This is a genomic window from Streptomyces sp. NBC_00019, from assembly GCF_045041015.1.
Classification (GTDB): domain Bacteria; phylum Actinomycetota; class Actinomycetes; order Streptomycetales; family Streptomycetaceae; genus Streptomyces.
On the sequence record NZ_CP108302.1, the window covers coordinates 7,754,535 to 7,774,803 of the forward strand.

The following is a 20,269-nucleotide window of genomic DNA, read 5'->3' on the forward strand; positions in this document are numbered from 1 at the left end:
GGAAGACAATGGGACCCATGGGACGCGGCAGGCTTCGGATCTACCTCGGTGCGGCACCGGGCGTCGGCAAGACGTACGCGATGCTGTCCGAGGGGCACCGCAGGATCGAGCGGGGCACCGACTGCGTGGTGGCGTTCGTCGAGCACCACGGTCGGCCCCGCACCGAGGTGATGCTGCACGGCCTGGAGCGGATCCCGCGCCGGGAGCTGGCGTACCGGGGGAGCGCCTTCACCGAGATGGACGTGGACGCCGTACTGCTCCGCGCCCCCGCCGTCGCCCTGGTGGACGAACTCGCCCACACCAACGTCCCCGGCTCCCGCAACGCCAAGCGGTGGCAGGACGTGGAGGAGCTCCTCGCGGCCGGGATCGACGTGGTGTCGACCGTCAACATCCAGCATCTGGAGTCGCTGGGGGACGTCGTCGAGTCGATCACCGGGGTGCGGCAGCGCGAGACCGTGCCGGACGAGGTGGTGCGGCGGGCGGATCAGATCGAGCTTGTCGACATGTCGCCGCAGGCGCTGCGCAGGCGGATGGCGCACGGCAACGTCTACCGGTCCGACAAGGTCGACGCGGCGCTGTCGAACTACTTCCGGCCCGGGAACCTCACCGCTTTGCGGGAGCTGGCGCTGCTGTGGGTGGCGGACCGGGTCGACGAGTACCTCAAGCAGTACCGCAGTGAGCACCGGGTGTCGAAGATCTGGGGTTCGCGCGAGCGGATCGTGGTCGGGCTGACCGGCGGTCCGGAGGGCCGGACGCTGATCCGGCGGGCCGCACGGCTGGCGGAGAAGGGCGCCGGCGGGGAAGTGCTGGCCGTGTACATAGCCCGCAGCGACGGACTCACCGCCGCCTCGCCCAAGGAACTCGCTGTCCAGCGCACCCTCGTCGAGGACCTCGGCGGCACCTTCCACCACGTCGTCGGCGACGACATACCCGCGGCGCTGCTCGACTTCGCACGCGGCGCCAACGCCACCCAGATCGTCCTCGGGTCCTCTCGCCGCAAGACCTGGCAGTACGTCTTCGGCCCCGGCGTCGGCGCCACGGTCGCCCGCGAGTCCGGACCCGACCTGGACGTCCACATCGTCACCCACGACGAGGTCGCCAAGGGGCGCGGACTGCCCGTCGCCCGGGGCGCGCGGCTCGGGCGGGCCCGGATCATCTGGGGCTGGGCGGTCGGGGTGGCCGGCCCGCCGGTCCTGGCCGTGCTGCTCAACACCGTCGACCTCGGCCTGGCCAACGACATGCTGCTGTTCCTGACCGTGACGGTCGCGGCCGCCCTGCTCGGCGGACTGGCGCCCGCGCTGGCCTCGGCCGCGGTCGGCTCCCTGCTGCTGAACTACTTCTACACACCGCCCCTGCACCACTGGACCATCGCCGACCCCAAGAACATCGTCGCCATCGCGATCTTCGTCGGCGTCGGTGTCTCGGTCTCCTCGGTGGTCGACCTCGCGGCCCGGCGTACTCACCAGGCGGCGCGGCTGCGGGCCGAGTCGGAGATCCTCTCCTTCCTCGCGGGCAACGTGCTGCGCGGCGAGACCGGTCTGGAGGAGCTTCTGGAGCGGGTCCGGGAGACCTTCGCCATGGAGTCGGCGGCCCTGCTGGAGCGCGTGAGCGATGTCGAACCGTGGACCTGCGCGGGCCGGGCCGGGCTCGGGCGCCCGGTGGAGCGGCCGGAGGACGCGGACGTGGACGTGCCGGTCGGCGACCACATGGCCCTCGCACTGACCGGGCGGGTGCTGCCCGCGGAGGACCGCCGGGTGCTGGCCGCCTTCGCCGCGCAGGCGGCCGTCGCGCTGGATCGGCGGCGGCTCCAGGAGGAGGCCGACCAGGCCCGCACGCTGGCGGAGGGCAACCGGATCCGCACGGCACTGCTGGCCGCAGTGAGCCATGATCTGCGGACGCCGCTGGCCGGGATCAAGGCGGCGGTGTCCTCCCTGCGGTCCGATGACGTGGCGTGGTCCGAGGAGGATCAGGCGGAGTTGCTGGAGGGCATCGAGGAAGGGGCCGACCGGCTCGACCACCTCGTCGGGAACCTCCTCGACATGTCCCGGCTCCAGACCGGCACCGTCACCCCGCTGATCCGGGAGATCGACCTCGACGAGGTCGTCCCCATGGCGCTGGGCGGGGTGCCCGAGGACAGCGTGGAGCTGGACATTCCCGAGACGCTGCCCATGGTCGCCGTGGACCCGGGGCTGCTGGAGCGGTCCGTGGCCAACCTCGTCGAGAACGCCGTCAAGTACAGCCCGCCCGGCGCGGCCGTCCTGGTGTCCGCCAGCGCCATCGCCGACCGGGTCGAGGTCCGGGTGGTCGACCGTGGCCCCGGCGTCCCCGACGAGGCCAAGGAGCGCATCTTCGCGCCCTTCCAGCGGTACGGCGACGCCCCGCGCGGCGCCGGGGTCGGGCTGGGCCTCGCGGTGGCCCGTGGCTTCGCCGAGGCGATGAGCGGCACGCTGACCGCCGAGGACACGCCGGGCGGCGGCCTGACGATGGTCCTCACGCTCAGGGCGGCAGGATCGCAGCCTGAGCCACAACTGGTCGTACAACCCGAAAGGCAGGCCACATGACCCGGGTGCTCGTGATCGAAGACGAGCCGCAGATCGTGCGCGCCCTCGTGATCAACCTCAAGGCCCGCAAGTACGAGGTCGACGCGGCCCACGACGGTGCCACCGCCCTCGAGCTGGCCGCCGCCCGCCACCCCGACGTGGTCGTCCTCGACCTGGGCCTGCCCGACATGGACGGCGTCGAGGTGATCCGGGGCCTGCGCGGCTGGACCCGGGTGCCGATCCTGGTGCTGTCCGCCCGGCACTCCTCCGACGAGAAGGTCGAGGCCCTCGACGCGGGCGCCGACGACTACGTCACCAAGCCCTTCGGCATGGACGAGCTGCTGGCCCGGCTGCGGGCGGCGGTCCGGCGGGCCGAGCCGGTCGGACCGGGCGAGGACGACGTGACGACGGTGGAGACCGACGAGTTCACCGTGGACCTCGCCGCGAAGAAGGTCAACCGGGCCGGCAAGGACGTACGCCTGACCCCCACGGAGTGGCATCTGCTGGAGGTGCTGGTGCGCAACACCGGTCGTCTGGTCAGCCAGAAACAGCTGCTCCAGGAGGTGTGGGGACCCTCGTACGGAACCGAGACGAACTACCTGCGGGTCTACATGGCCCAACTGCGCAGGAAGCTGGAGGCGGACCCCTCGCATCCCAAGCACTTCATCACGGAGCCGGGGATGGGCTATCGGTTCGAGGGCTAGTACGGCGGGTACGAACGTGTCAGTGCACCCCGGTACGCTTCACATATGAGTGCTGTTCCGCGTTCCGAAAAGCCGGTGGGCCGGTTCCGGCGCATGCTCGACAGGCTCTCCTCGTCCCAGGAGGACCTGGAGTCGGAGGAGCTGCGGGAGGACGCCGAGACCGCAGGCTGCATCAAGATCGGTGACTGCCACGACCGACAGATCGTGACCGTTACTGGTACCTTGCGCACGGTCACGCTGCGCCCGAGAGCCGGTGTCCCCGCGCTGGAGGCCGAGCTGTTCGACGGCTCCGCCGCACTGGACGTGGTGTGGCTCGGCAGGCGCTCCATCGTGGGGATCGAACCGGGGCGCAAGCTGATCGCATCGGGCCGGATCTCGATGAGCCGGGGCCGCCGGGTGCTGTTCAACCCGAAATACGAACTGAGACCCCTCGGTAGGGAGTAGCCGGTGACGTCGCTCGACAAGCCGACCGAAGACACTGAGCAGCACGACGCCCGGGCGGTGACCGAGGCCGCGCTGTTCGAGGCCTTCGGAGGCCTGCGGGGCATGGTGGAGACGGTGCTGCCGGGCCTCCTCTTCGTCACGATCTACACGATCAACAAGGACCTCCACATGTCCGCGATCGCCGCGCTCGCGGTGTCGCTGACCCTGGTCGTGGTCCGCCTGGTGACCAAGGACACCGTCAAGCACGCCTTCAGCGGTGTCTTCGGCGTCGCCTTCGGTGTCGTCTTCGCGATGATGACGGGCAACGCCAAGGACTTCTACCTGCCCGGCATGCTCTACACGCTGGGCCTGGGCCTGGCCTACATCATCACCACGCTGTGCGGGGTCCCGCTGATCGGTCTGATCCTCGGCCCGGTCTTCAAGGAGAACCTCTCCTGGCGCACCCGCAACCCGGGCCGCAAGAAGGCGTACGCCAAGGCCAGTTACGCGTGGGGCGCGATCCTGCTCGCCAAGTGCGCCATCCTCTTCCCGCTGTACTGGTGGGCCGACACGGCACAGCTGGGCTGGGTGCTGGTCGCGCTGAAGATCCCGCCGTTCCTGCTGGCCGTGTGGCTGACGTGGGTGTTCCTGGCGAAGGCGCCGGCGCCCATCGATGTGTTCGCGGAGATGGAGGCGGCCGAGAAGGCGGAGGAGGAGCGGAAGGCCGCGGCTGGGTCTGAGCGGGCCTCGGGCTGATTTCGCCCCGCCGCCCCTTCCCATTCCCGTCCCTGGGGGCTGTGCCACGCCGGACAGGCTGAATGCGCGGAGGGCGCCCTGAGCAGTCAGGGCGCCCTCCGTCGTCGTACTGCCTGAAAACCTCAGCTCGTCGCGTCCTCGCGACGCACCGACAGCAGGTCCTCCAGCTGCTCCTCGCGGGCCGGGGCGGCCACGAAGAGGAGTTCGTCGCCGGCCTCCAGGGAGTCGTCCGGGGTCGGGGTGAGGACACGGGTGCCGCGGATGATCGTCACCAGGGACGTGTCCTGCGGCCACTCGACGTCGCCGACCTGGGTGCCGGCCAGGGCCGACTCCTCGGGCAGGGTCAGCTCGACGAGGTTGGCGTCACCGTGGCTGAAGCGGAGCAGCCGGACCAGATCGCCGACGCTCACCGCCTCCTCGACCAGGGCCGACATCAGACGCGGGGTGGAGACGGCGACGTCCACGCCCCAGGACTCGTTGAAGAGCCACTCGTTCTTCGGGTTGTTGACCCGGGCGACGACGCGCGGGACGCCGTACTCCGTCTTCGCGAGCAGCGAGACGACCAGGTTCACCTTGTCGTCGCCCGTCGCGGCGATCACCACGTTGCAGCGCTGCAGCGCCGCCTCGTCCAGGGACGTGATCTCGCAGGCGTCGGCCAGCAGCCACTCCGCCTGGGGGACGCGCTCGACCGAGATGGCGGTCGGCGCCTTGTCGACGAGCAGGACCTCGTGGCCGTTCTCCAGCAGTTCGCCCGCGATCGAGCGGCCCACCGCACCGGCACCGGCAATGGCGACCCTCATCAGTGACCGCCTTCTTCTTCGGGACCCTTGGCGAAGGACGCCTCGACCTTGTCGACCTCGTCGGTGCGCATCATCACGTGCACCAGGTCGCCCTCCTGCAACACCGTCTGCGAGCTGGGCAGGATCGCCTCGCCGAGGCGGGTCAGGAACGCCACGCGGACGCCCGTCTCCTCCTGGAGCCGGCTGATCCGCTGGCCCACCCAGGAGGCGGAGGTGTGCACCTCGGCCAGCTGGACGCCACCGGTGGGGTCGCGCCACAGCGGCTCGGCACCCGAGGGCAGCAGCCGGCGCAGCATCTGGTCAGCCGTCCAGCGGACCGTGGCCACCGTCGGGATGCCCAGGCGCTGGTAGACCTCGGCGCGGCGGGGGTCGTAGATCCGGGCCGCGACGTTCTCGATACCGAACATCTCGCGGGCCACCCGGGCGGCGATGATGTTGGAGTTGTCACCGCTGGAGACGGCGGCGAAGGCGCCGGCCTCCTCGATGCCCGCTTCGCGCAGGGTGTCCTGGTCGAAGCCGACTCCGGTGACACGCCGGCCTCCGAATCCGGAGCCCAGTCGTCGGAAGGCGGTGGGGTCCTGGTCGATCACGGCGACCGTGTGCCCCTGTTGCTCCAGGGTCTGGGCGAGAGCGGAACCCACTCTGCCGCAGCCCATGATGACGATGTGCACGACCGTCCTTCCGGTGTCAAGAGATACTGCTCAGCCCCATCAGGGTCTCAGACCGTCGCCCAAGCTACACACGCACGGTAGGGCGGCGGCACCCCTGTGCACGGTTGTCCCGGGGATCGGGACGATCAGCGGCGGCTGATGCTGCGGACACTCGCCAATGTCAGGATTCCGAGGCCGACGAGGGTGGCGGCGGCACCGATCAGCTCTGCGGTGGCGTGCATGGGACCTCCAGGGGGCGTCGAGAGGCAGGTACTGCCCGGGCGGCAGGCGGGTTTTTGTCATATAGGCATGCGCATCCGGCCACCTGCGGAATCCGCAGCCGGGACGCCTCGTGTTTTCACCCGGAGGGCAGAAGCGGGGTGGCGGGTGGTTGGGCACCCGTTCGAACGCCTACGATGTTCTGTCGTGTCCAAACTGACCGACGTGCCCAAACGGATTCTGATCGGGCGCGCACTGCGCAGTGACCGGCTGGGGGAAACGCTCCTGCCGAAGCGCATCGCCCTCCCCGTCTTCGCCTCCGACCCGCTGTCCTCCGTGGCGTACGCGCCTGGCGAGGTGCTGCTGGTCCTGTCCATCGCGGGTGTGTCGGCCTACCACTTCAGCCCCTGGATCGCCGTAGCGGTCGTGGTGCTGATGTTCACGGTGGTCGCCTCCTACCGACAGAACGTCCACGCCTATCCGAGCGGGGGCGGTGACTACGAGGTCGCCAACACCAACCTCGGCCCCAAGGCCGGCCTCACCGTCGCCAGCGCCCTGCTCGTCGACTACGTCCTGACCGTCGCCGTCTCGATCTCCTCCGGCATCGAGAACCTCGGCTCCGCGGTGCCCTTCGTCGTCGAGCACAAGGTGCTCTGCGCGACCGCCGTGATCGTCCTGCTCACCCTGATGAACCTGCGGGGCGTGAAGGAGTCCGGCTCGCTGTTCGCGATCCCGACGTACGTCTTCGTCGTGGGCGTCTTCATCATGATCGCGTGGGGGGCGTTCCGCGGACTAATCCTCGACGAGACCATGCGGGCGCCGACGGCGTCGTACGAGATCAAGGCCGAACACCAGGGCCTGGCGGGCTTCGCCCTGGTCTTCCTCCTGCTGCGCGCCTTCTCCTCCGGGTGTGCCGCCCTCACCGGCGTCGAGGCGATCTCCAACGGCGTCCCGGCCTTCCGCAAGCCCAAGTCGAAGAACGCCGCCAGCACGCTCGCGGCGATGGGTCTGCTCGCCGTCACCATGTTCTGCGGCATCATCGCGCTGGCCATGGTGACCAAGGTCCGCATGGCCGAGAACCCGGCCGTGGACCTGCTGAAGGACGGCGCCGCCCTCGGCTCCGACTACGTCCAGAACCCGGTGATCTCCCAGGTCGCCGAGGCCGTCTTCGGCAAGGGCAGCTTCCTGTTCATCGTCCTGGCCGCGGCCACCGCGCTGGTGCTGTTCCTCGCCGCGAACACGGCGTACAACGGCTTCCCGCTGCTCGGCTCGATCCTCGCCCAGGACCGCTACCTCCCGCGCCAGCTGCACACCCGCGGCGACCGCCTCGCGTTCTCGAACGGCATCGTGCTCCTGGCCGGCGCCGCCGGACTGCTGGTGTGGATCTACGGCGCCGACTCGACGCGCCTGATCCAGCTGTACATCGTCGGCGTGTTCGTGTCCTTCACGCTCAGCCAGACCGGCATGGTCCGGCACTGGAACCGCCATCTGGCCACCGAGAAGGACCCGGCCAAGCGCCGCCACATGGTCCGCTCCCGTGCCATCAACACCTTCGGTGCCTTCTTCACCGGCCTGGTGCTGATCGTCGTCCTGGTCACCAAGTTCACGCACGGCGCCTGGGTCGCCCTGCTCGGCATGGTGATCTTCTACGCGACGATGTCGGCGATCCGTAAGCACTACGACCGGGTGGCCGAGGAGATCGCGGCCCCCGAGGGCCCGAGCGACGACAGCGTACGACCCTCCCGCGTCCACTCCGTCGTCCTCATCTCGAAGATCCACCGCCCCACGCTGCGGGCCCTGGCGTACGCCAAGCTGATGCGCTCGGACACGCTGGAAGCCCTGAGTGTCAACGTCGACCCGGCGGAGACCAAGGCGCTGCGCGAGGAGTGGGAGCGGCGCGGGATCGACGTACCGCTGAAGGTGCTGGACTCGCCGTACCGCGAGATCACGCGGCCGGTCATCGAGTACGTGAAGGGGCTGCGCAAGGAGTCGCCGCGTGACGCGGTGTCCGTGATCATCCCCGAGTACGTGGTCGGCCACTGGTACGAGCATCTGCTGCACAACCAGAGCGCGCTGCGGCTCAAGGGCCGGCTGCTGTTCACGCCCGGGGTCATGGTGACCTCGGTGCCGTACCAGTTGCAGTCGTCGGAGGCGGCGAAGAAGCGGGCCCGCAAGCGGCAGGACTGGAACGCGCCGGGTGCGGTGCGGCGGGGGCCGGCGGAGGAGCGGGCGAAGGAGGCGTCGACGCCGAAGTAGAGTGGTGGGTTGTTGTCGGCCCATCCCGTGGGCCCGGCCCGTGGTCCATCCCTCACTCGATCGTTGTGGAGTCTCCCCGCCATGCAGGCAGAACCGAAGAAATCACTGGTGGGGGTCGACTACGAGGTCGAGGTGGGCCCCGTCGCGCACGGCGGGCACTGCATCGCTCGTACGTCAGACGGCCAGGTGCTGTTCGTCCGGCACACGCTGCCCGGTGAGCGGGTCGTGGCCCGGGTGACCGACGGCGAGGAGGGCGCCCGGTTCCTGCGCGCGGACGCCGTCGAGGTCCTGGAAGCCTCCAAGGACCGTATCGAGGCGCCCTGTCCCTACGCGGGGCCCGGCCGCTGCGGCGGCTGCGACTGGCAGCACGCCAAGCCGGGGGCCCAGCGCCGGCTCAAGGGCGAGGTCGTCGCCGAGCAGCTGCAGCGGCTCGCGGGGCTCACGCCCGAGGAGGCCGGCTGGGACGGCACCGTGCTGCCGGCCGAGGGCGACAAGCTCCCGGCGGGCCAGGTGCCGCAGTGGCGGACCCGGGTGCAGTACGCGGTGGACGCCGACGGCAACGCGGGGCTGCGCCGCCACCGCTCGCACGAAGTCGAGCCGATCGAGCACTGCATGATCGCGGCGCCGGGCGTCAGCGAGCTGGGCATCGAGGACCGTGACTGGTCCGGGATGGCGTCGGTGGAGGCGATCGCCGCGACGGGTTCGCAGGACCGCATGGTGATCCTTGAACCCCGTCCGGGCGCCCGCCTCCCCCTCGTGGAGCTCGACAAGCCCGTCTCCGTCATGCGCGTCGAGGAGCACGACGGCGGCATCCACCGGGTCCACGGCCGTGCCTTCGTGCGTGAGCGGGCCGACGGCCGTACCCACCGGGTGGGCAGCGGCGGCTTCTGGCAGGTCCACCCGATGGCCGCCGACACGTTGGTCACGGCGGTCATGCAGGGCCTGCTGCCGCGCAAGGGCGACATGGCGCTGGACCTGTACTGCGGTGTGGGCCTGTTCGCGGGCGCCCTCGCCGACCGGCTCGGCGACAAGGGCGCCGTCCTCGGCATCGAGTCCGGCAAGCGCGCGGTGGAGGACGCCCGGCACAACCTCGCCGCCTTCGACCGCGTCCGCATCGAACAGGGCAAGGTCGAGTCCGTCCTCCCGCGCACCGGGATCACCGAGGTCGACCTGATCGTCCTGGACCCGCCGCGCGCGGGGGCGGGACGCAAGACGGTCGAGCACATGTCGGCGCTGGGGGCGCGGCGGATCGCGTACGTCGCATGCGATCCCGCCGCGCTGGCCCGGGACCTGGGGTACTTCCGGGACGGGGGGTACCGGGTGCGGTCGTTGCGGGTGTTCGATCTGTTTCCGATGACTCATCACATGGAGTGCGTGGCGATTCTGGAGCCTGCCGCCAAGGGGCGCTGAACCGCGGTCCTGGAAGCCCTCCCCTCTCCGGATCCGGTCGCGGGCGGCGTTGTCAGTGGTGACCTCTACTTTGGAATCACTGGGGATCGGCCGTCGCGGTCGACCGGGGTCTTGGGGAGGGGTGTGCTGTGTCCGCTGCGCAGGGACGACAGTCGGGGAGCACGACGTATCTGGAGCTGTCTCAGGAGAGCGGCGGTGCCCACAAGTTCTATGAGGTGACCGTCGAGGGGACCACCGTCTCCGTGCGGTACGGGCGGATCGGTGTGGACGGGCAGCGTCAGACCTCCGCGTTCCCGACTGTGGAGAAGGCGAACGCGGCGGCGGCGAAGAAGATCGCCGAGAAGGTGCGGAAGGGGTACGCGCCGGCTGTGCAAGGGCAGCGTGCGGCGCGGGCCGTGACGCGCCGTCAGGTGACGTCCGCTCCGTCCACGGCGCGGGCGACCGCCCCGGTGCTGTGGCGGTTCCGTACGGGCGCGTCGGCGTTCGGAATCCATGTGGACGAGGACCGCTGCTGGGTCGGCAACCAGCACGGCAGTGTGTACAACCTGAGCCATGACGGTGAGGTGCTGGCTCACTACTCCCTGCCCGACGGTGTGAAGTGCCTGGTGGCGGACGACTTCTGGATCTACGCGGGCTGTGACGACGGCCGGGTGTACGACCTCTCGGCGAAGGTGCCGTTCGCCGCCTACGAGATCGCGGCCGAGGTGGACATCTTCTGGCTGGACATCCACGCGGGCGTGCTGAACGTCTCCGACCGCAACGGCGGCCTGACGGTCATCGACCACGAGGACGAGCTCCAGTGGTCGCGCAACTCCTCCGGGGAGCAAGGGTGGATGGTGCGGGCCGACGACCGTGCCGTGTACCACGGGCACAGCGCCGGTGTGACGGCCTACGCGGCGGACGGCACCGGCCAGCTCTGGCACACCGCGACCAGCGGCAATGTGCTCTTCGGTTGGCAGGAGGAGGACGCGGTCTACGCCGGGACGGGGCGGCGGGTCGTGCAGCGGCTCGCGAAGTCCTCGGGGTGGGTCGAGGCCTCCTACCAGTGCGATGCCGCGGTGTACTCGTGCGCCACCTCCCCCGGCGGGCGGTATGTCTTCGCGGGTGACTCCGCCTCCTCCGTCTACTGCTTCACCGCCGACGGCGCCCGGTTGTGGAAGCTCGGCACGGGTGGTGGCTCGGCGCTCTCCATGCAGTACCACGACGAGAGGCTGTACATCGTCTCCACGGACGGCTCGCTCGCCTGCATCGACGCGAGCGAGGCCGCGATCAACGCCGCTCAGTCGGGTACCGTCCCGGTCGCCGCGGACGTCAAACTGGCGGCTGCCCTGCCGACGTACGCACCGCTGACCACCGCCGCCTCCGTCGCCACGGTCAGCGCCGTGTCCGCGGCGGGGAGCGGAGTCGTCGTGGAGTGCGTCGAGCACGGAGGCCGAGTGCGTGTGCATGTGGTCTCCGAGGGCTATGAGCCGAGTTGGAACGTCCAGTTCCCCCGTGCGATACGCCAGCCCGGCGCACGCTATGTGGTGGACGCGTTGCACTCCTCCTCGGGCGGCTTCTACCGGGTGCGCGGAGAGATCAGGCGTCTGGTGTGACGGACGGTGCGTCGCGGTCCTCGCCGGACACACGGACCGAGTTCGTCTCGCGGACAGGTCCAATGCGTCGCGCGAACGGTGCTTTCCTGTAAGGCTCGGTCCTGTGACGTACGTAGTGACAGTGGACACCTGCATCCCGGAGGGCACTCCGGAGATGGACCCGCTTCAGCGTGCCGGGGCCGTGGCGCTCGTCGAGGACGGATTCGATTCCGTCCGGGCGATCGAGGGGCCCGACGGCGTGGCAGTCGAGCTGCTGGACACCATCGTGGCCGTCCACCCCGGTGGCGCGCTTCTGAAGGTGATCGTGGACGCTGCGGCGCTGGAGTTCGCCGAGGACTCGGTGCGGGCGCTCGTGGACGAACTGCTGGAGCGGTCCGAGCTGTTGGCGGACTGGACGATCGAGCGATGCGAGGTGGAGCTGCACCAGGATCTGGCGAGGAAGAGCCTCGACGCGGCCGAAGGTCCCGATGCCCCGCCCGACGATCCCGCCACCCGCAAGGCGCGGCACGCCGGGAGTCCCACACCGGAAGGTGCCGAGGAGGCGCACGACGGCGAGGCGAAAGCCGCCGCGGTGCGGAGCCGGATGCTGGGGGTGGCGGCTGAACTGCGGTCATTTCCACCGGCCGTGTTCGGTGTGCCCGGTGAGGAAGTCGACGGGACGGTGCACGGCGATGACGAGTTCGCCGTTTCGCCGGCAGGCGCCGCACTCGCCGCCGGTGCGTTGGTCCATGCGATCGACGTCCTGGTGGACGAGCTGTTCGAGGACGTGCAGGTCCTGACGCAGGAGGACGCCACCGTCGCGGAATGCGAGGGCCCTCTGTGGCACTTGGAGCGCCTGCCCGACCGGTACGCGCTCCGGTACGACGCCCGCTTCGCCCGCCGCTTCCTGGTGACGGTGATCGCCATGACCACCCGCTTCACCGACGGGAGCTTCGAGCGGCTCAGCTGTGTCGCCGAGGAACTCGCCCTGCGGTTCCTCCTGAGCCAGGCCGTCGTGACCCTGGAGCTGTACGGGCTGCTCGACGACGAGGTGTCGGCCGCTCTCGACGCGTTCGCCGGGAACGTCTACGAGGACATGGACCACGAGTGGCTCTACGACGGCGCGACGGACGGGATCGACGAGTCCGCGGTGGGGGTCGGGCTCGGCGGCGCGCCCATCGCGTTCGGTTCGTGGTTCACCCCGTTCGGCGAGGACAGATACGTCCACCCGTCCGCGACGGACGAACCCGAGGCGGCGGCGCGGTGAGACACGGGGCGAACCTGCGGTAGGCCGGTCTCCGCGGTGGCGCTCGGGTACGGGCGGTGCGGGGGAGGCTTCGGTCGCATGGCAGCATCGGGTGGCATGAGTGCGTCCCTGGGGGTGCGTAGCCTGCGCGCGGCGGTGTTCGCCGTGCTGTGCGTGCTGCTGGCCACCGGAGGAGTCGACGACGGCGGTCGGGCTTCGAGGGGGCGTCGAGGACCATCCTGCGGACGCCTCGGCGGATTCGGGCGCGTTTCGCATACGATCGTGGGACGTGGACGAGGCTCCGACATATGTGCAGGATGCACACTTGCGCAGAAGTTAGGTAAGCCTTACCGTTCACAATCGCACCACTCAGGGCCCTGGCCGGAACACCGGCCCCGCCCGCGGCGAGCGCTTCACCGACGCAGCCTGGCCGTCCGATGCCGGAACTCGCTGCTCCCAGGACGCCCCTTTGAATCACAGCACCTTCGGTCTCTACGACCCTGCCCTCGACCACAGCGACTGCGGCGTCGGCTTCATCACCCGGCTCGACGGGACACCGAGCCATGACGTCATCCGCAAGGGCGACGAAGCGCTCCGCACCATCCCGCACCGCGGCGGCAAGTCCGCCGAGGGCGTCGGGGACGGCGCAGGCGTGAACGTGGACCTGTCGGTGGAGTTCTTCGGCGCGATCACCGGCGAGGAACTGCGCGCCGGGCACTTCGGCGTCGCCAACTGCTTCGTGCCGGCCGACGACGAACGCCGCGCCGCGGCCATCGACCTCGTGGGCCGGAGCATCGCCGAGCAGGGCTTCGACGTACTCCTCGTCCGCGACGTACCCGTTGACCACACCGTTGCCCGCCCCGCCGCCGAGCAGTACCAACTGCCCATCGTGCAGTGGGTGTTCCGGGCGCCCGAGAGCTGGGAGCGCGAAGGCGTCGACTCGGCCGCCAACCGTGCCCTGCTCGCCGTGGAGGCCGTGGCCTATGCCGACGGGACGACGTACGCGGGGCTGTACGTGCTGTCGCTCAGCGCCCGCACCCAGGTGCTCAAGGGGCGGCTCAACTCCGGAGAGGTCATCGGGTACTTCCGCGACCTCGTCGACCCCCGGCACTCCGTGCGCTCGCTCTACTTCCACACCCGGTTCTCCACCAACACCGAGCCGCACCCGACCATGGCCCAGCCCTTCCGGCTCATGGCGCACAACGGCGAGCTCAACACCGACCGCAAGAACCGCCTCAGCGACGAGGCCCTCGCGCGGGCCCGGACCCGGAGCATCGTGCGCCCGCCGGGGCAGTCCGACTCCAGCCGGCTCGACCAGACCCTCCAGAGCCGCGTGTTCGACGACGGCCTGGACCTCGTCGAGGCCGTCGTGTCCCTCATGCCGCCCGCCTGGGAGAACGACCGCACGCTGCCCGCGGCCACCAGGGACATGCTCGAGTACTTCTCCCTGTACGAGGAGAAGAACGACGGCCCCGCCGCCCTCATCTTCAGCGACGGCGACGTCGTCGGCGCCCGCCTCGACCGGCTCGGGCTGCGTCCGCTGCGCACCGTCGAGACCGCCGAGTACCTGATGGTGGCCTCGGAGGCCGGTCAGGTCGCCTTCCCCGACGACGAGGTCGTGCACCGGGGCCGTATCGAGGCCGGCGGCATGCTCGTCGTCGACCACCGCACCGGACGCCGGCTGCGCACCCGCGAGGTGCTGGACGCCCTCGCCGCGCGCCGCCCCTACAGCGACCTGCTCACCTCCGCCCGGGTGAACCTCGACGACCTGCCCGCCCCCGACTACTACCGCGGCACCACGACGCTCGGCTACGACGGCGACCTCACCCTCGCCGGACGGTACGTGGCGTACTCGCTGAACCAGGAGAGCTTCCGGTTCATGCTCGACCCGATGCTCGCCGACGGGTCGGAGCGGATCTCGGCGATGGGCTACGGCAACGCCATCAACGCGCTCAGCGACACCGAGGGCGGCATGGCGAAGTACTTCTCGCAGCGCTTCGCCCAGGTGACCAACCCGCCGCTGGACAGCATCCGCGAGGCCGACGGCATGAGCATGCGGGTCGCGCTCGGCCCCAAGCCCGACGGGACCCTGCACAGCGGCGGCCGCCAGCTCGTCGTGTCCTCGCCCGTGCTCGGGCACCTCGACATGGTCCGGCTGCGGGACCAGCGGATCGTGCCGCTGGAGCGGTTCGCCATGCTCTACGAGCCGGTGGCCGGGGACGAGACCGCCAACGCCGACGCCCTGCGGACCGCGCTCCACCAACTCTGCGACGACGTCGAGCGGTTCGCGTCCGAAGGGGGCGGCATCGCCGTCCTCACCGACCGGGCCGTCTCCTCGACGCGCGCGCCGCTGCCCGTCATCCTCGCCGTCGCCGCCGTCAACCAGCGGCTCATCGAGACCGGGCTGCGACTGCGCGTCTCGCTCGTCGCGGAGAGCGGCCAGCTGGCGTCCTCGCACCACGTGGCGACCGCGCTCGGCTTCGGCGCCTCCGCCGTCTACAGCCTCAGCGCGCGGCTGCGCGCCGAGGAGAAGTTCCCGAGCGCGCCCGCCCCCGCCGGTGAGATCACCGCGACCGACCGGGCGCTGGCGAAGTTCCGCAAGGCGGCCGAGAAGTCCCTCGCCAAGACCATGGGCCGGGTCGGCCTGTGCACCGCCGAGAGCTACATCGGCGGCGAGTTCTTCGAACCGAACTACCTCGACACCCGCGACGACGTCTTCGCCCGGACCTTCCCGCACATGGACGCTCCGGTCGGCGGTGTCGGGTTCGCCCGGATCGCGCAGGCCGCCACGGACTGGCACGAGCGCGCCCGTGCGGTCCAGGGCGAGCAGCAGATCCCGCTGCTCGGGCTGTTCAAGGAGCGGTCGGACGGCGCCGGACACTCCTTCGGTGTCACGGCCGTGCGCGGCTTCGGCGACATGGTCGAGGAGCGGCCGGAGTTCGGGAAGCCCGAGGACTCCGACGCGCTCCGGCTGCTCACCCTCGGCCAGCTCGACGACGCGTTCGGCATCACCGACGCCGCGTACCGCAACACCGGGTACGACGCGCTCAGCGACGCCGAGATCGACGCGTTCCGGATCACCCCCGGGTACCGCGCCTTCCTGCGGACCACGCACGAGGAGCGCTCGCGCCGCCCGGCCGCGCTGCGGGACGTGCTCGCGCTGCCCGCCGACGTCACCGGACTGCGTACGGCCGAGGACTTCGCCCGGGAGCTGGGCCGGTTCTCGACGGACGGGAACGCGAGCGTCACGGTCCGGGGCATCGCCGTCTCCCGTACGGAACAGGGCACCTTCCGACTGCGCCTCGCCGCACCGGACCTGGACCGCCACACCGCCCTCGCCGAGGGGCTCGCGCACCTGGGCGAGGCCGAGACCCTCGCTGTGGGCGCCGACGGCATCGAGGTCACCGCCGTCGGCACCGAAGCCCGCCTCCTGGCCCTCCTCGACAGCGACAGCGCCCCCGACAGCGTCCCGCTCGACGAGGTCCAGCCCGCGCACGAGATCACCCGGTCCCTCGCCTCCGGCGCCATGAGCCACGGCGCGCTCGTGGCCACCGCGCACGAAGCCGTCGCGCACGGCACGAACATGGTCGGCGGCATGTCGAACAGCGGTGAGGGCGGCGAGCACCACACCCGGTACGGCACCATCCGCGGCTCCCGGATCAAGCAGTTCGCTTCCGGCCGGTTCGGCATCTGGGCGGGCTATCTCGCCGACCCGATGCTCGAAGAGCTGGAGATCAAGATCGGACAGGGCGCGAAGCCCGGCGAGGGCGGCCAGCTGCCCGCGCCGAAGGTCACCGTCGACATCGCGGCCGCGCGCGGCGGCACCCCGGGCATCGAGCTGATCTCCCCGCCGCCGCACCACGACACGTACTCCATCGAGGACCTAGCGCAGCTCATCCACGACTGCAAGGCCGCCCGGGTCCGGGTCATCGTCAAGCTGGTGTCCTCGGAGGGCATCGGCACCATCGCGGTCGGCGTCGCCAAGGCCGGCGCGGACGTCATCAACGTCGCCGGGAACACCGGCGGCACCGGCGCCGCGGCCGTCACCAGCCTCAAGTACGCGGGCCGTTCGGCGGAGATCGGTGTCGCCGAGGTGCACCAGGCGCTCGTCGCGAACGGGCTCCGGCAGAAGGTCGTCCTGCGCTGCTCCGGCGCGCACCAGACCGGCGGCGACGTCGTCACCTCGGCCCTTCTCGGCGCCGACAGCTTCGAGTTCGGCACGACCGCGCTGATGATGCTCGGCTGTGTCATGGCGAAGAACTGCAACGTGAAGTGTCCCGCCGGACTCACCACGAACCCCGAGGTCTTCGAGGGCGACCCGCGCGCGCTGGCCCAGTACCTGCTCAACATCGCCCACGACGTACGGCAGATCCTCGCCCGCCTCGGTCTGCGGTCCCTCCGCGAGGCCCGGGGCCGCACGGACCTGCTCCAGCTTCTGGACCACCCCGCGAGCGTCGGACGTCTCGACGTGCGCCGGCTGCTGGCGAGCGTGCCCGAGAAGGTCGTGGCGGACCCGGAGTACCTGGAGAAGGACTTCACCACCGACGACGCCCTCATCGAGCGGGTGCGGGCGGCGCTCCTCGACCGGCGCGAGCCGTCCCTGCTCGTCGAGGGCATCCGCCTCGGCAACAGCGACAAGTCGGTGGGCGGACAGCTGAGCATCGACATCGAGCGGCTGCTCAACCATGAGAGCGCCTCGGATGTACCCGCCGTCACCACCGACGACCGCGGCCGCCGTCGCCTCGTCGACGACGCGGTCCGCATCCGCACCACGGGGTCCGCCGGTCAGTCGTACGGCGTCTTCTGCAACGACGGCATCACCCTCGAACACACCGGCACCGCCAACGACGGCGTCGGCAAGAGCCAGAGCGGCGGCCGGATCATCGTCCGAGCTCCCGGCGGCGGCAGCGCCGAACGCGGCGGCAACGTGCTCATCGGCAACTTCGCGCTGTTCGGCGCGACCGGCGGGCGGACGTTCGTGCAGGGCGAGGCCGGTGACCGGTTCGCCGTGCGCAACTCCGGCGCGACCGCGGTCGTCGAGGGCGTCGGCGACTTCGGCTGCGAGTACATGACCGGCGGCACCGTGCTCAACCTCGGCGGCTTCGGCAAGGGCCTCGGCAACGGCATGAGCGGCGGGTTCCTGTACCAGTACGACCCCTCGGGCGAGCTGGCCGGACGGGTGAGCGCCGACTCGCTGCTGGTGTTCCCGGTGACGGACACCGCGCGCGGTGCCTTCCACGAGGAGGCCGTACGACTGCTGCTGGCCTGGCATGTCGAGGCCACTGGCTCCGACCTGGCGGCCCGGCTCCTGCACGACTGGGACTCCGAGCGGCAGCACGTGTACTGCGGGATGCCCCGCGCGCTGCTCCTCTACCAGGACTCCACGGAGATCCTCGCCGCGGCGACCCGGTCCCAGCTCCTCGACGAGCTGGCGACCTCCATCGCGACCGACAAGCTCCGCGCGTTCAAGGTCGACTACCGCGACCGCCGCACCGTGCTCGACGGCCGGGCCCCGGCCTTCGGCGACCAGGGCAGCGACGACATGTTCTCGCTGCTGTCCTCGTACACGGTGCTCGGCGTCGCGCAGGACCTCGCGCTCCAGCGGGTGCCGGGCGCGAGTGGCCCGGAGGACCCGCGCATCGCCGAAGCCGTGCGCAACCTCGTGCTCACCGAGGACTTCTTCGTCAAGCAGCGCGTGGTGAAGTACCTGCGCGGCACGCTGGACCGCTTCGACGACGGCGAACTCGCCACCCTCATCGCGATCAAGCGCCTCGACGACTACAAGCGCGCGCTCAAGCAGCGCAACAACCTCAGCGTGGACGCCCCCGGCACCTACGGCTGGATCATCCACCAGACCACCAAGAACGCCGGTCGCGTCCGCGCCGCCCGGTTCGACGAACTGCTCGCGAACGCCGCGCTGGAGGACATCGCCTCCCGCCGCGCCCCGCAGGCCCCGACCGAGGCGGTGACCGCATGACCGTCATGCCCCCGACCGGAACCCTCATCCCGGCCGACGCGCCCTTCTCCGCCCAGCAGGAGTCCTGGCTCGCCGGGTTCATCGCCGGCATCGCGGCCGCCGGACGCCGGGACAGTGCCGGCGCCGACGCGCCCGCGGCGACCATCGACGTACTGATCGGCACCCAGACCGGCAACGCCGAACTCGTGGCCGACGACATCGTCGCCGGTGCCCGCGCCCGCGGCCTCGGCGGCCGGGCCACCGCCCTCGACGACGTCACCCCCGAGGCGCTCGCCGCGATGTCCCACGTCATCGTCGTCACCTCGACGTACGGCGAGGGCGAGATGCCCGACAACGCCGGGCTGTTCTGGGAGGCGCTCCAGTCCGACACGGCCCCGCGCCTGGAGGGCGTGCGCTACTCGGTCCTCGGGCTCGGCGACCGCGGCTACGACGACTTCTGCCAGGCCGCGAAGCTCATCGACACACGTCTGGAGCAGCTCGGGGCGACCCGGCTGCACGAACGCGTGGACTGCGACGTCGACTTCGAGGAGCCCGCGGGGGAGTGGACGACGGCGGTGCTCGACCTGGTCGCCGCCGAGACCGGCGCGAAGGGCACGGGCGCCGCGGAGGCACCGAAGAAGCCCCGCTCCCAGTGGAACAAGCGCACCCCGTATCAGTCCCGGCTCGCCACCAACCGGCTCCTGTCCGCCCCGCACAGCGCGAAGGAGATCCGCCACTACGAGTTCGACCTCGGCGACAGCGGCATCACCTACGAGGCGGGCGACGCGCTGGCCGTCGTACCGGTGAACGACGACGCACTGGTCGGAGCGCTGCTGGAGCACCTGGGCGCGAGCGGCGACCAGGAGACCGCCGAACTCCTGCGCACGGAACGGGAGATCCGCACGCCGTCGAAGGAGCTGATCGCCGACCTGGTCGAGCGGGCGCCCTCAAGCGAGCTGGCCTCGGTCGTCGCCCACGGCGACCGCAGCGACCTCGACTCCTGGCTCTGGGGCCGGGACCTGCTCGACCTGCTCCGGGACGCCGGTCCGACCGCACCCGGCCTCGCCGAACTGCTCCCGTTCCTCCGGCCGTTGCAGGCACGCCAGTACTCGATCTCGTCGAGTCCGCTGGCCCACCCGGGCAGCATCCACCTCACCGTCGCGTCCGTGCGGTACGACAGGTACGAGGGGGTGGCGTCGACGTATCTGGCGGATCGGGTCGGTGCGGACTCGACCGTGGGCATCTACCTCCAGCCGAACGCCTCCTTCAGCGTCCCGGCGGACGACGACTCGCCCGTGATCATGATCGGCCCCGGCACGGGCATCGCCCCCTTCCGAGGCTTCCTCCACGAGCGGGCCGCGCGCGGCGCCTCCGGACGGAACTGGCTGTTCTTCGGCGACCAGCACCGCGAGACCGACTTCGTCTACGAGGACGAGCTGACCGAGCTCCAGAAGCGCGGTGTGCTCACCGAGTTGGACCTCGCCTTCTCGCGCGACCAGGCCGAGAAGATCTATGTACAGACGCGGATGCGGGAGCGGTCACGGGAGCTCTACGCGTGGCTGGAGGAGGGCGCGCACTTCTACGTCTGCGGCGACGCCTCCCGCATGGCGAAGGACGTGGAGACGGCCCTGCTGGGCGTCATCGCCGAGCAGCGCGGACGCGGGGAGGACGACGCCGCGGAGTACCTCGCGGAGCTGCGCCGGGCCAAGCGCTACGTACGGGACGTGTACTGAGC

General features: G+C 70.7%; 12 protein-coding genes. 10 read left to right on the forward strand and 2 right to left on the reverse strand.

Translation table 11 applies throughout. The features are described from left to right. The first annotated feature begins 17 nt into the window (after window positions 1–17). Genes OHU89_RS36505 through OHU89_RS36520 form a run of 4 tightly spaced genes read left to right on the forward strand, consistent with a single transcriptional unit; the run spans window position 18 to window position 4,423 of the window. On the forward strand, window positions 18–2,561 hold the full coding sequence (locus OHU89_RS36505; RefSeq protein ID WP_405649225.1) for an ATP-binding protein: 2,544 nt from the start codon (window positions 18–20) through the stop codon (window positions 2,559–2,561). Then, window positions 2,558–3,244, forward strand: a complete 687-nt coding sequence (locus OHU89_RS36510) for a response regulator (RefSeq protein WP_266887057.1) — start codon at window positions 2,558–2,560, stop codon at window positions 3,242–3,244. Before OHU89_RS36505 ends, OHU89_RS36510 begins: the two co-directional genes overlap by 4 nt. 45 nt (window positions 3,245–3,289) lie before the next feature. Beyond that, the gene (locus OHU89_RS36515) at window positions 3,290–3,688 is read left to right on the forward strand and encodes an OB-fold nucleic acid binding domain-containing protein (RefSeq protein WP_046257102.1); all 399 of its coding nucleotides are present in this window, start codon (window positions 3,290–3,292) and stop codon (window positions 3,686–3,688) included. A 3-nt stretch (window positions 3,689–3,691) separates the two neighbouring features. Next, on the forward strand, window positions 3,692–4,423 hold the full coding sequence (locus OHU89_RS36520) for a DUF3159 domain-containing protein (protein WP_266887055.1): 732 nt from the start codon (window positions 3,692–3,694) through the stop codon (window positions 4,421–4,423). A gap of 122 nt (window positions 4,424–4,545) precedes the next feature. Here OHU89_RS36520 and OHU89_RS36525 read toward each other — a convergent pair whose 3' ends face one another. Beyond that, the gene (locus tag OHU89_RS36525) at window positions 4,546–5,223 is read right to left on the reverse strand and encodes a potassium channel family protein (RefSeq protein ID WP_405649226.1); all 678 of its coding nucleotides are present in this window, start codon (window positions 5,221–5,223) and stop codon (window positions 4,546–4,548) included. Beyond that, window positions 5,223–5,894, reverse strand: a complete 672-nt coding sequence (locus OHU89_RS36530) for a TrkA family potassium uptake protein (RefSeq protein ID WP_046257105.1) — start codon at window positions 5,892–5,894, stop codon at window positions 5,223–5,225. Before OHU89_RS36530 ends, OHU89_RS36525 begins: the two co-directional genes overlap by 1 nt. A 405-nt stretch (window positions 5,895–6,299) precedes the next feature. Here OHU89_RS36530 and OHU89_RS36535 point away from each other — a divergent pair, with 405 nt between their 5' ends. From OHU89_RS36535 to OHU89_RS36560, 6 genes are all read left to right on the forward strand, one after another. Continuing rightward, window positions 6,300–8,348 carry an APC family permease gene (locus OHU89_RS36535; protein ID WP_405649227.1) on the forward strand — a complete coding sequence of 683 codons (2,049 nt, stop codon included), beginning with the start codon at window positions 6,300–6,302 and terminating at the stop codon, window positions 8,346–8,348. 81 nt (window positions 8,349–8,429) lie between these two features. Next, complete coding sequence (locus OHU89_RS36540) at window positions 8,430–9,758, forward strand: class I SAM-dependent RNA methyltransferase (protein ID WP_405649228.1); 1,329 nt, start codon at window positions 8,430–8,432, stop codon at window positions 9,756–9,758. A 128-nt stretch (window positions 9,759–9,886) separates the two neighbouring features. Continuing rightward, complete coding sequence (locus tag OHU89_RS36545) at window positions 9,887–11,353, forward strand: WGR domain-containing protein (RefSeq protein ID WP_405649229.1); 1,467 nt, start codon at window positions 9,887–9,889, stop codon at window positions 11,351–11,353. 103 nt (window positions 11,354–11,456) lie between these two features. Beyond that, window positions 11,457–12,599, forward strand: coding sequence for a hypothetical protein (locus tag OHU89_RS36550; RefSeq protein WP_405649230.1), 1,143 nt, complete (start codon window positions 11,457–11,459; stop codon window positions 12,597–12,599). A 448-nt stretch (window positions 12,600–13,047) separates the two neighbouring features. Beyond that, window positions 13,048–18,555, forward strand: coding sequence for a glutamate synthase-related protein (locus tag OHU89_RS36555; RefSeq protein WP_405649231.1), 5,508 nt, complete (start codon window positions 13,048–13,050; stop codon window positions 18,553–18,555). Beyond that, window positions 18,552–20,267, forward strand: coding sequence for a sulfite reductase flavoprotein subunit alpha (locus OHU89_RS36560; RefSeq protein WP_405649232.1), 1,716 nt, complete (start codon window positions 18,552–18,554; stop codon window positions 20,265–20,267). Before OHU89_RS36555 ends, OHU89_RS36560 begins: the two co-directional genes overlap by 4 nt. The last annotated feature ends 2 nt before the right edge of the window (window positions 20,268–20,269 follow it).